The organism is Pedobacter sp. D749, assembly GCF_019317285.1.
GTDB lineage: Bacteria > Bacteroidota > Bacteroidia > Sphingobacteriales > Sphingobacteriaceae > Pedobacter.
The window spans coordinates 3,179,835-3,192,655 of sequence record NZ_CP079218.1 but is presented as its reverse complement, the minus strand read 5'-3'; the positions used below and the strand labels follow the sequence as shown (position 1 = coordinate 3,192,655).

11 protein-coding genes are annotated in these 12,821 nt (G+C 38.1%); 6 read left to right on the top strand and 5 right to left on the bottom strand.

The window, feature by feature from the left end; genetic code table 11:
* Positions 1-8 precede the first annotated feature (8 nt).
* Positions 9-3,305 (bottom strand): SusC/RagA family TonB-linked outer membrane protein, encoded by a 3,297-nt coding sequence (locus KYH19_RS12865; RefSeq protein ID WP_219075409.1) that lies wholly within the window; start codon positions 3,303-3,305, stop codon positions 9-11.
* A gap of 326 nt (positions 3,306-3,631) precedes the next feature.
* Here KYH19_RS12865 and KYH19_RS12860 point away from each other — a divergent pair, with 326 nt between their 5' ends.
* Complete coding sequence (locus KYH19_RS12860) at positions 3,632-4,255, top strand: TetR family transcriptional regulator (protein ID WP_219075408.1); 624 nt, start codon at positions 3,632-3,634, stop codon at positions 4,253-4,255.
* On the opposite strand, the gene KYH19_RS12855 is transcribed toward KYH19_RS12860, so the two are convergent.
* Positions 4,227-4,412 carry a hypothetical protein gene (locus tag KYH19_RS12855; protein WP_132400892.1) on the bottom strand — a complete coding sequence of 62 codons (186 nt, stop codon included), beginning with the start codon at positions 4,410-4,412 and terminating at the stop codon, positions 4,227-4,229. The genes KYH19_RS12860 and KYH19_RS12855 overlap by 29 nt on opposite strands.
* Positions 4,413-4,573: 161 nt before the next feature.
* Between KYH19_RS12855 and KYH19_RS12850 the strand changes: the two genes are divergently transcribed.
* Entirely contained in the window at positions 4,574-4,906 is a 333-nt protein-coding gene (locus KYH19_RS12850; protein ID WP_219075407.1) for a hypothetical protein, read from the top strand.
* 960 nt (positions 4,907-5,866) lie between these two features.
* Here the strand turns inward: KYH19_RS12850 and KYH19_RS12845 are convergent.
* Complete coding sequence (locus tag KYH19_RS12845; RefSeq protein ID WP_121286897.1) at positions 5,867-6,688, bottom strand: universal stress protein; 822 nt, start codon at positions 6,686-6,688, stop codon at positions 5,867-5,869.
* 27 nt (positions 6,689-6,715) lie between these two features.
* Entirely contained in the window at positions 6,716-8,134 is a 1,419-nt protein-coding gene (locus KYH19_RS12840) for an inorganic phosphate transporter (RefSeq protein WP_219075406.1), read from the bottom strand.
* 393 nt (positions 8,135-8,527) lie between these two features.
* Between KYH19_RS12840 and KYH19_RS12835 the strand changes: the two genes are divergently transcribed.
* The gene (locus KYH19_RS12835) at positions 8,528-8,764 is read left to right on the top strand and encodes a hypothetical protein (protein WP_219075405.1); all 237 of its coding nucleotides are present in this window, start codon (positions 8,528-8,530) and stop codon (positions 8,762-8,764) included.
* A 141-nt stretch (positions 8,765-8,905) separates the two neighbouring features.
* Here the strand turns inward: KYH19_RS12835 and KYH19_RS12830 are convergent, their stop codons facing one another.
* Positions 8,906-9,628, bottom strand: coding sequence for a class I SAM-dependent methyltransferase (locus KYH19_RS12830; RefSeq protein ID WP_219075404.1), 723 nt, complete (start codon positions 9,626-9,628; stop codon positions 8,906-8,908).
* A gap of 90 nt (positions 9,629-9,718) precedes the next feature.
* Between KYH19_RS12830 and KYH19_RS12825 the strand changes: the two genes are divergently transcribed.
* The 3 genes from KYH19_RS12825 to KYH19_RS12815 all read left to right on the top strand — a co-directional run bounded on the left by KYH19_RS12825 (position 9,719) and on the right by KYH19_RS12815 (position 12,744).
* Positions 9,719-10,606 (top strand): LysR family transcriptional regulator, encoded by an 888-nt coding sequence (locus KYH19_RS12825; protein ID WP_219075403.1) that lies wholly within the window; start codon positions 9,719-9,721, stop codon positions 10,604-10,606.
* Between the two features lie 249 nt (positions 10,607-10,855).
* Positions 10,856-11,455, top strand: coding sequence for an RNA polymerase sigma factor (locus KYH19_RS12820; RefSeq protein ID WP_193421518.1), 600 nt, complete (start codon positions 10,856-10,858; stop codon positions 11,453-11,455).
* 95 nt (positions 11,456-11,550) lie between these two features.
* A complete protein-coding gene (locus KYH19_RS12815; RefSeq protein ID WP_219075402.1) occupies positions 11,551-12,744 on the top strand; it encodes a FecR family protein in 1,194 nt (397 codons plus the stop codon).
* Positions 12,745-12,821: the final 77 nt, after the last annotated feature.

Here is a 12,821-nt window from a genome sequence, read left to right as displayed (position 1 = left end):
CATTCAGATTAGAATTTAAGGTTAACGTTAAAACCAAATGAACGGGTCGAAGGCGTTTGGAGGTTATCCTTTGCAGGATCAGGATCAATATTTGGCATTTTTGAGAACAATAAAAGATTACGGCCAACTACTGAAACATCTAAACCTTTAACAAATGATTTGCCCAGCAGCTTGGCTGGTACCTGCCATCCTAATGTTACTTCTCTTAATTTCAGGAAGGTTTGCGAAAAATAGTTGTAGTTATTGTAGGCAGCATTACTGGTCTCGATCATATAATCGATGTAGTTTACCGCTTTGGCATTTGGGGCGAAAACACGGGTATCGCTTGTAATATTACCTTTGGCATCATAGGTAGCTGTTCCGCTGGTAACCACGACACCATCGCCAACAAAGGTTGCTTTCCCTGCATTGGCATCAACACGGTATTGGTTAACTGTACCCGGATGTGTACCACCCCACCACATTTTCTGGTTGGTTGTCGAGTACATCAATCCGCCAAGTCGTCCATCAACCAGAAACTTTAATGTGAAACTCTTATAATTAAAAGTATTTTCGATACCGTAAGTCCAGTCTGGAGCTTCGTGTCCAATAAACCTTGAAAAATTATCATTTAATGGAAAACCGTTGCTTCCGTAAATAATCTGTCCCTGGTTGTTGGTCTGATAAACCGAACCATAGATCCTGTCTGTCCTATCACCCACGCGCAGATTGCCCAATGTTTCGGCACCCCCATAAATTTCTTTTAAATACCTGCGGTACTTGCTCAGATTTATGGCCATATCCCATTGAAAATCGTTGCTTTTTAACAAGGTTCCATTAACCACAAACTCCATTCCCTTACGCTGATAAACGTTTCCGTTAACCAACTGGCTACCATAACCACTTGTTATGGAAATATCCGGAGAAGCGATATTGTTAAAATCGCTTGTCTGGTAATAAGTGGCTTCAACACTTAACCTGTTCTTAAAAAACTTGGTATCCAAACCTACCTCCCAACTGTCGGAAGTTTGTGGGGTAAGATTAGCCTGTTTAAGCAAACGGCCAAAAGTTAGTGCGGGAGTACTGTTCCAGCTCGTTCCTTTATCAAATGCCTGAAGATAACCATAGGTATAAGTATCATCACCAAGTGTACCGCTTGAAACTCTTGACCACGAACCGCGTGCTTTTAAATAGCTAAACCAGTCTGGCAATTTTGTTAACTGGGAAACAACGACAGATGAGCCTATTGAAGGATAGAAAAAGCTGTTATTATTCGTTGGGAGTGTGGAAATGACATCGTTTCTGCCTGTAGCAGTTAAATAAATTGCATTTAAAAATTCCAGATCTAAAATCGCATAAACGCTGCTTGTTCTTCTTTCTTCAATAGCATTACTGCCCTGAAGTGGATTTGCAGAATTACTAAGGTTATAAAAACCTGGAATGCTTAATCCATCAGTATTTGTAGAACCGTATTTGTGATTTCTATAATAATTAGAAGCACCAACTTGAGCATGTAGCTTAAACTTATCGCTGAAAGTATGGTTGTAGTCTCCAATTAAATCAGTAACCAGGTCAATGTAGTTTTGGGTAGCAACAGTAAACTGTCCTCTTGATTTATTACCATAGCCGATATAACTCATTGGTTCCTTATAGGTTCGGTTCAGGCCATAAGCGTTTAGTCCATTTCTAAACTGAACACTAAAAGCCGGACTGATTTTGTAATTCAGGTTTAATGAACCATAGGTGTTGTCTTTATCATAACCGCGCAAATATTCATAAGCCTGGAAATATGGGTTATTATAGTAAGAGACATTATAATTGCGTTGTTGAATGCCCTCTTTGCCCGGCACCCAATAGTCTTTTAAATCCTGCACACTTACATCGGCCCCTGTCCATAAAACTAAATTGTAAAGGTAGTTGGTTGGTCCGTATCCTGTTTCAGGAAAGTTTTTGGTAAACTGGCGGTTGTAATTCAATCTTGCATCAATTGTAAATGCATCTGAGAGTTTATAATTGCCGGAAACATTAAAGGAACTATTGTTTAAATCGGTATTCGGCACAATACCTTTTTGATAAATATGCGAAGCTGAAGCCCGGAAGGAACCTTTCTCCGAACTTTGGGTAATGCTAATGTTATTACTTGAAATTAGTCCGGTTTGAAAAAAGTCTTCTACATTGTTTTTTCCCCTAGAAAGGAATGGAAGCGGAACTAATTTTCCGGTAACCGGGTCTCTTGGGCTATTAAATTGAGGCGTTTCAAAAAAACCACTTGGCGTAGTGGCATCGGGCTGATCGAGTTTCGGACCCCAAATCCATCCAGAGCCTTCTGGTCCTCCTCCTGAACCATCAACATAGGTATATTTTCCCTTATAACCTGCACCATACTCTGTTTGTACTTGCGGAATCCTGATAAAACTTGGCTGTATTTGCGTAGAACTATTTACATCAATACTAAGATTATTCCCTTTGCCACGTTTTGTGGTAATCATAATTGCACCATTTTGTCCGATAGAGCCATATAGTGCAGATGCATTGGCACCTTTTAATACGGTTACCGATTCGACATCATCTGCATTTACGCGAAAAAGATCTGCAGATTGGTCTGGTATGCCATCGATAACAATAAGTGGCTTTCTTCCCCTTAATGAAATAGTTGGTTCCTGGAACAAATCAGTAGAATTGTTAATATTGAGGCCAGCAACCCTTCCGGTAAGCGAACTGATTAGGTTTGCCTCTCTTGCCTTCACTAAATTTTCGCCTTGCACCGTTTGCGCCACATAACCTAATTTTGACCGTTCTTTTTTAACACCTAAAGCAGTAACTACCACCTCAGATAATGCTTTTGCATCCTCAGTCATTACAATCTGGTAGGTATCGGAATGATTAACCGTGATTTCTTTGTTCACATATCCGATACTACTTAAAACAAGTACATCGCCATCGTCAGCCTTGATTGAAAAATCGCCTTCCTGGTTAGTAACTGTACCTGTATTGGTTCCTTTTATCAATACTGATATTCCGGGAATACCCATTTTCTTCTCATCGGTAACATGGCCTTTAATAATTCTGGCATTTTCTGTTGTTTTTTTTTGCTGCGAAGGCTTTTGAACAGTTTTATCATTCGTTTTTGGAATGGAAAAGGCAGAATTGAAAATAACGATAAGTAAACAGGTTACCCATAAACTCTTCTTCAGGCAAAACAAAGATGGGTAAGTAAATCTTTTTTTCATAAAAGCTAATTCGTTTGTTAAAATTTTAAATGTTTTTTTGGTGTTATTATCGGGAACTTTGTTCAGTTTGGTTTCCATTTGCCCTGCTCCTAACATAGCCCTTTGTTTACCGCTGGTAGCGTTTCTCCCGTCTTTGCATCAGAGGCCATTCCTTTAATGGCAATCTCCTGAGCAAATGCGCTAGCAGGTAGGATCAGAAGGTTGAACATCCATAGAAGCTTTTTTTTCATTTTACTTAATATTTAGTTGTTTGTTTTGAAATGACAGGTGCTTTTCAACGGTGCTAAATTGAACATATCATATTAAGGTTAAGTTAAGATTCAATTAATATATTAATTGAACGTTCATTCAATCTATTAATAAAATAGATTTGCAGAATCAAGCTATTTTTGAGTAGTTTGCTCAATTAAATTAACTGAATAATGGGACGCAAAAGCCTAAAAGAGACCAGACGACTGGAAATTATTAAAGTATTTTATCAGGTAGCCAAAAAAGAAGGTTATGAAAATACATCTATTGCCAAGATTGCCAAGGTGATGGATATTAACCCAAGCCTTATTATTCATTATTTTGAAACCAAGGAAGGACTCACTTACGAATTGATCGACCACATACTAGACCGATATTTATTGATTTATACCATCAAACATAAAGGACAGGCAAGCCTGGATGACTTACAGAAAACTATAGAAATGTTGTTTTCTAAAAAATGGAACCTGCTTTTTGATGACGGTTTATTTTATACTTTTTATGCTTTGGCATTCAGGGAAAAAAAAATCAAGCTAAAATATAAGTTGATTCTGGATTCGTTGCGCAATAAACTTGCGCTGTTGATCGAACAATGCAATGCACAATGCATTACAAATGTAGATAACCCACAGGTTGCTGCAGATTTTATTTTTGTAATGGTTGATGGGGTTTATTTTTATCTTTCGATGGAAAGTGATAAAAAAGCTTATTCGGAACGTTTAGCCTATTATAAGCAAAAAGCCTACGATACACTTTGCATACCTCCAGTTAAGGTTGTTTCTGCTCCCGTTTGCTAAACTGACGGCTTAAAGCAAATAAACCGATAGACATCCAGAGTACATTTGCTGCTGCATTGGGAAGGTCATGGGTATCAAGGGCAGTAACTGCGAGGCATAATCCACCCATAATATTAAGTGCCTGGAAGGAAATTGAATCTGCGCGGATTAATTTCATACTTAATAAAAGGTATCCGAGGGTGCAAAATACCACTCCAGACCACCCAATAATAGACATTGCTAATTTCATATTATTAACTCCAATTATCTTATAAAAATGCTGTTACTTCTTGTATTCTGAACACAAAATCCTATATTTAACTGAAACAAATGTACAATATGGATCCGAACATTGTTACCCTAAATCTTATCAATTACATCGGCGATTACGACTATTATGATTCACTTACAGACATTAACAGCGACAAACATCCAAAATCCTTTACTAAACTGAGCGAGATCAGGGAAAGGAATAAGCGCCACATCACCGAACTTTTTCCTAATGTGAAATTTCGCGATAATAAAAACCAACTACTTGCTGTAGGTCGTTTTAAGGATGATGTTAAGGCGAAGGTAGAAACCTTATCTAAAAAGGAAATAGAAGATTATATCCAAACCTTTAAAAAGGATGCTAAAAAAATCGAGAGGCTTTATAAGAAGGTAAGGAGATAGATGTTTATTAGTCATTGGTTTGTTAGGAGCTGAAAATTGCCTATTTATTTCATTGTTAAATTGTTGAAGCAGTAGTTGCCATTTAGTCATTTTAATTTGTTGGTTCTTACTCGTTTTGACCATTAAGAAATTAAGGACATTAAGATTTTATTTAAAAATTTACAAGCTGGAGATTTTATTAGAAAAGTTGTCATCTCGACCGGAGCAAAGCGAAAAGGAGAGATCTATATAATCATTTTCATTATAAAAGATCCTTCATTGCATTCAGGATGACAAATTGATCGATGGGAGTGGCCGAAAAAGGATGTAATGTTCTAATGGCGCTCGCTAATTGCTCATTGAAAATTGGTGATTCATTTCCATCAATCCTCTTACATTTTCCATCCTTAAAGATCCTTCATTGCATTCAGGATGACAAATTGATTGATGGGAGTGTGCCGAAAAAGGATGTAATGTTCTAATGGCGGTTGCTAATTGCTCATTGAAAATTGCTCATTGGTGATTCATTTCCATCATCCCTCTTACATTTTCCATCCTTAAAGATCCTTCATTGCATTCAGGATGACAAATTGATCGATGGGAGTGTGCCGAAAAAGGATGTAATGTTCTAATGGCGGTTGCTCATTGCTCATTGAAAATTGCTCATTGGTGATTCATTTCCATCATCCCTCTTACATTTTCCATCCTTAAAGATCCTTCATTGCATTCAGGATGACAAATTGATCGATGGGAGTGTGCCGAGGGGAGAATATAAAGTTTTAGTAGCTGTCGCTAATTGATCATTTAATTCCATTATACATCTTACATTTTCCATGTTGAAAGATCCTTCGACTGCGCTCAGGATGACAATGAGTGGAAAGAAATGTATCCAGGGAGAACATTCATTGCTTATTGATTTTTTATCATTGCTTTAGCGTCAATCAACTAAAGACTCCGGACTCCCGACTCTGGACTAAAAAACTATTCGTGCAATACCAAAATAGCCTTCACCGTTTTGTTCATTACCTGATTAACAGTGCTGCTGGTAAATAAGCGGTAAATAATATTGTGATGGTGTTTAACCAAGCAAAGGATATCGGTATGGTTACTTTTAATGAAATCCATAATGCCATTTGGGGCACTGCTGTCCATAATGTAGTTAAATTCGATCTCCGTATCTGGCAAAAGATCCCTGATCCGTTTTTCACCCGTCTGTATGTGTACTTCATCCGATTTTTCGGCCACATAAAGTACCTGCATTTTCCTCGTTCCAGAGGCTTTTAACAGTTCGCTAAGGGCGGTAATATCTTTTGGCGATAATACGGTTTCGTAATCAGTGGCCAGCGTAATAATCGGGAAATTGGTAAAACTGCTCTCCAAAGGAACAATTAATGTTGGGATCCGCATTTTGGTAACCGCCATGCTGGCGTTGCTGCCTACAATTCCGCTGATCCCGGTGGCACCCGTAATGCCCATTACCAAAAGCTCTACCGGATTGGTTTCGGTATGTTTGGTAATTACTGTTTTTAAAAAACCAACATCACATATTGTTTCGAGCTTTACATCTTTAAGGTTTTCCCTTTCACGGATGTTTTCAGCCCATTCTTTTAAAGCAGCTCTTTTATTTCCGTAATAAGATTCGATAAAAATGGCATTGTAGGTACTGTTATTTATACCTTCGGTAGGATGGATGGCGTGAATGGCTACAACTTCCATTTTCAGCGTTTTTGCCATGGCCAGTGCATAGGAGAGGGCATTTCCTGCACTTCTTGAAAAATCCGTTGCTACAAGTATCTGTTTCATTTTTTGGAGAATAATATTTTAAAACTGTTAAATAAACAGGTGAAAAAGCATGAATAACAAAATAGCCAATATAATCGATACCGGCAAGGTAAGCACCCAGGCCAATCCAATATTTTTAAGTGTGTTACTGTTCAGGTTTTTTCGTCCGCCAGAAGCCACCATTGCACCAGCTATACCGCTCGATAATACGTGTGTGGTACTTACCGGCAAGCCAAAAGCGGTGCTCAGGCCAATGGTAGAAGCTGCCACAATTTCTGAAGTAGCACCCTGGGCATAATTTAAATGCTCGTTACCGATTTTTTCGCCAATAGTAACCGCTATGCGTTTCCAACCGATCATGGTGCCTAGTCCGAGTGAAATCGAAATGACAAGAATTACCCAAAGTGGTGCAAATTCTACCAGTTTCGATAATTCGGAAGCATTATCATGAAGGAGTTGATCGTCGGTTGTGTTAATTACCAATGTTTTATCTTCCCTTACTGTTTTTATAGCAGCAATAACCTCTTCAATCTGTTTACGGAAAAGATAAGTGTTTTTCTTGTCGGTTTCATTTTTAAGGGAAAGGTGGAATTTCGCTTGGTCTATTTCCTTTACAAGAGCGGTAATATCGAGTATTTTACCTTGATTAAGTTTTGCTGTTTTTTGCAGCAGTTGTTCAGTTTGGTTAAGCTGGAACAATACTTTATCATTGGGGATATGGTGGTTCACGGCAAATTTTGCAGGGAGAAAAGCAATGAGGATCAGCATCAACAAACCCACACCTTTCTGTCCATCGTTACTGCCGTGGAAAAAGCTTACTAAAGTACAGGTGGTAATCAATAAACCCCTGATCAATAAGGGCGGACGGTCGTTCTCGCCTGTTGGGATATGAAAAAGGGCATGGTATTTAACCACATGTTTTAAAAAGTACATCAGCAACATGGCCAGGCCAAAACCGATAATAGGGGACAAAATGAGCGATAAACCGATTTCTTCGGCCTTGCCCCAGTTTACGCCCTGGCCACCGTAGTACCAGGTAAAAGCCAAACCTGCACCAATCATGGCACCAATCATGGTATGCGAACTCGAGCAGGGGATGCCCAGGTACCAGGTGCCCAGGTTCCAGGCGATAGAGGCCAGTAAAACAGCCAAAACCATTGCAGCGCCAACGCCAACAGGAAGGTTCATTAAAGCATCAAGCGGAACGAGTTTTAAAATACCCATCGCTACGGCTATTCCTCCGGTAAATACACCCATGAAATTCCAAAATCCCGACCAGGGGATGGCGATAACAGGTTTTAAAGCTTTGGTATAAATTACAGTAGCTACAGCATTGGCAGTATCATGGAAACCATTTACAAACTCAAATCCGACTACGGCAAGCAGACAAACGATAAAAACAATGGCAAGAGGGGTACTTAAATTGGTGTTCCCTAAAAAGGGTATAACAGTGCAAAAAGACGGCATAAAATCAGTTTGGATATTGATGTTGCAGATCAATATCTGCGCTTTCAAATAACTGAATAACTAACTGATTTAAATCGTTTTGAATGTTAAAAGATTGTTATCAATACGTTAAAGTGGGTGGTTGTTTTTTAACTCTTCTGCAGGTGCATTGTTATCCGAAATAAACCATTCTTTTTAAGTGAGTTGATTAAGTGAGTTGAGCGTTTTTTCATAACCTTTCTGATTTTAACAGCAAACTTAAAACTACTATTGTTAAGCAGGGATTAAGTTTTAAACCCCGGTTGATGAGCTTAAATGAAAAAAATGCTTACTGTTAATTTATGGTTAGCAGATGAATTAATGTTAATGTAACAATAATTAAATGTTTGCTTTTTATTGTGGTAACTTTGCGTTGTGAATATCCCACTCTACATCTATTACGAATTGCTAATCCGTTTATCTGAAATTGAATCCGAAATCGGTCATTATGTATCCTCCACAGCGAATGAAGAAGCTTGCATATTGCGTACTACAAATGGTACTTTAAAAGTTCCGGTTAACTTTTTAAAGCTACAGTTCGAAGATCCGAATCTGATCAATCAAGATGAATTAACTATATTAAGTAAAAGTTTTAAACCTGGCTACCCTTAATTTGGTAGGAGGTCAATTAAATCATTTATTAAAAATAAACCCGGGATTCTCGTTTTTTAAAATAGAATTATTCTTGCTATTCATTAATCTTAGTGGAGATTATGCCTGGTAATGATTGTAATATTACCTGGCAGAATCGTTTTATTTTATCGCACCAAAGGCTGCAAAATAAGAGTTTTTATGCAGTATCTCGGTAACGTTAAACCCAACTTTTTGCAGTAATGCCAGCTGATAGTTTAAAGAACGGGGGGTATCTTCATATTCAATATAATCAAATACCTTTTGCTTATAGGCTTCACCACCAAGTGTTTCGAGGTAGGCCCCATATTGATCTTGAAAAAGATTATCGATCAATACAGAATCGTGGGCAATGAGGTCTGAAATCCAGATACTGCCACCGGGTTTTAAGGCGCGGTAAACTTTAGTAAAAACAAGTTCCCAATCGGCATCAGTACGCAAATGATGAAATGTTGCTGCGGCCAGTACAATATCGAAATGATTGTCAGGTAAATTAAGGTTTCGCATATCTTCCTGTATAACGGTTACTGTTCCGGTAGTTTGTTCCGATACCCTATCATTTGCACGTTCCAGCATCGGTAAACTCAAGTCGTTCAGTGTACAGTTAAGATTTGGGATTTTGCTGAGCATTTTTAATGTGTAATTGCCCGCACCACATCCAATATCCAACAGTTCCTGGGCATCCGGATTAATATATTTGGCTGCTCCGGTGCAAAGCTCCATGGTAAGTGGTGCGTCGATAGTGGTTTGTTGACCGCTTTCTAAGTTCGAGAAACGTTCTACATCGTTATCAAACCTTGTTTTGATTTCTTCATTTGTTGCTTTATGCGAATAATCTTTGTTCATTGCTTTAATTTTTTGTAAAGTTAGTGCTGTTGATCATATTTGTAAAATATCAATTTTTGCATATATCAATACCTGTTAAGTATTATAGTTATGGAACTCAGACATCTGTTGTATTTTAAAACTGTTGCAGAAGAACTTCATTTTACCAAAGCAGCAACCAAACTTTTTATCTCGCAACCGCCTTTGAGCAGGCAGATTAAAGAGCTGGAAGAAGAGCTTGGTGTACAGCTGTTTGTTCGGAATAATAAGCGGGTGGCATTAACAAACGCCGGCAAATATTTTAAGAGTGAGGTTGATACCATGTTTAACAAGCTGGAAGAAAGTAAAGAAGTGGTTCGTAAAATTCATGAAGGCGTTAGCGGCGAATTAAGGATCGGTTATATCAGTTCGGTTTACCAATCGCACCTTGCAGAAATTTTAAAATTGATGCATCAGGAATTTCCTTATCTAAAAACGAGTTTGTTTGAAGTACCTACACTCACCCAGATTAAAGCATTGGAACATGGCAGCCTGGATGTTGGGATTTTAAGAGCTCCGGTTTTATCCGAGAAATTGAAAGTAGAATCTTTGTTTTTTGATCCCTTTGTAGTGGTTATCCCCATAACAGATCAAAAAATTGATGACCAGCAACAACTTGCAGATTTTTTGAAAAAAAGTCCATTTATATTCTTTAATAAAGATTTTGCACCCCAGTATAACCAGAAACTCATCGAGATTTGTCAGAGAATGGGTTTTAGTCCGGATATTACCCACGAGGCTAACAACGTACACTCTATATTACAATTGGTAGAAGCGGGTCTGGGTGTATCTATTTTGCCATTATCACTAAAAAAGCAATATGCACAATTAAAGGTATCTTTTATTGAAATTGATGCCATTCCTGTTAATACAGAGGTGGTATTGGCTTATAAAGAATCCAACAAAAACACGGCATTAATATGGTTTATTAAACACTATACCCAATTAAAAATTAATTAATTCCAAATTGGATTTAATGCGTACAGTCAAATTTGAACTGGCTTTTTAAAGTTCATTAATTAACCTCAATACTTAGCCTAAGATCACAAAGGATAAATCTTCAGTCATATCCTTGTTGTTTAGGCTTTCATTTCCATTGCGAGGAATATTTGATCAATATCAAAATAACTATAGTTAAATAACGCGGCACTGCGTTTCCAAAATTATAACTACCTTGTCTTTTCAAGTTAATGTATATTTGCCAGACGAATGATCAACGTTAATCACACCGATGAAAAGTCTTTATTACTTCAATTAAAAAATGGTGACGAGCGGGCATTTGAAATCCTATACAATAACTATAAATACCGGATCGCTGGAAATTTATTTAAACTTCTCAAATCTGACGACCTGGTAAAAGAAGTGCTGCAAGAGCTTTTTTTTAAAATATGGGAGGTGCGGACACAGATTGATGCCGAAAAATCTTTTAAATCTTATCTCTTTCGTATAGCAGAGAACCTGGTACATGATTATTTCCGGAAAGTAGCGAAAGACAAACGTTTGTTAACTAAAATGGTTGCTTCAGGTTCAGAATTATATCTTCACGTTGAAGAAGATTTGCTGAGTAAAGAAGATGCTCAAAAATTGCAGAAAGCCATAGACCTGATGCCCCCACAGCGTAAAATGGTATTTACACTCTGCAAATTAGAGGGTAAATCTTATAAAGAAGTAGAGCAGATTATGGGCATTAATGCTAAAACCATCAGTAGCCACATGCTGCAGGCCAATAGATTTCTTAAAACCTATTTTAGAGATTCACCCACACTTACCATTTCGATAGTTTTGGCTGTTTTATGCAAAGGATTTTGATCCTGATCGTTGTTTTTGGAAATTAATTGTTAATTTTTTGTTAAGAGACTAAGGATATTTTTGCGCAGCTCCGTATTAGCTGTAAAAATCGAACCTTGAAACCATTTGAACAACTTCATATACTCTTCAAAAAACACCTGGATAATACCTGTAGTCCCGAAGAAACCCAGCGTCTGATGAATTATTTTCAACTTGACGAAGATCAGGAGGTGTTGAAAGATCTCATCATCGGCGCCTTAGCAATACAGGATGAACACTATGAAAATGATTTAGCCATTGCCGGGGTATTGGAAAAGGTTGACCATGATTTGTTTGTTCAGATTCATGAATCAGCACATGCCGTACCAGAAGGGAAGAATAAAATACTTAAACTTTGGTTAAAAATTGTTGCTGTTGCTGCAGTTTTAGCTGTAGTGTACCTGGGTGTTTATTTTTTCAACAACCAACCGGAAAAGGTTGCCACTGTTCCCAAAGTTACTTTATATGATATCAAGTCAGGGGGCTATGGTGCTACACTTACCCTGGCAAATGGCAGGAAGGTCAGCTTAGCAAATGCGTCCAAAGGTGAAATAGGAAGAGAATCCGGAATAATCATCACTAAATCAGGCGACGGCAAACTGGTGTACCAGGTTAGTGAAAAGGGTTCGGATCCAAATGCTACCAATACCCTGTCTACCGCCCGTGGCGAAACCTATCAGGTGCGGTTGCCTGACGGATCACTTGTATATTTAAATGCCGCTTCCAGCCTCACCTATACCACCTCCCTCATTCAAAACGGACAGCGTATAGTTACCCTTAGTGGTGAAGGGTATTTTGAAGTGGCGAAGGATAAGCAACATCCATTTATTGTAAAGACAGGCCGGCAGGAAGTAGAAGTATTAGGAACTCATTTTAACATCAGCAGCTATGCCGATGATGAAGTTGAAAAAACCACCTTGCTGGAAGGAAGCGTAAAGCTCTCAGCATCGGGTAACTACAAATTGCTAAAACCAGGGCAACAAGCAAAGCTATCCGCTGGCAAAATAACGATTAGTGAAACGGATACCGATCTGGCTGTTGCCTGGAAAAATAATGAATTTGTAATCGAAAGTGAAAACATCGAAACAATCATGAAAATGATCAGTCGCTGGTATAATTTGGAGGTTGTTTACCTCGGTGAAAAAACCACCCAGCGTTTTAGTGGTCAAGTGTCGAGGTTTGATAAATTGTCAAAGGTGCTTGAAATCGTGGAATCAACAGGGGAAGCTCGTTTCGATTTAAAAGGACGAACCGTATATGTATCCAAATAATAAATAACGAATAATAAACTGAATTTTAACCTTTAAACAAACTAGATGATAAAAGAAATACGATAACTAAAGATATC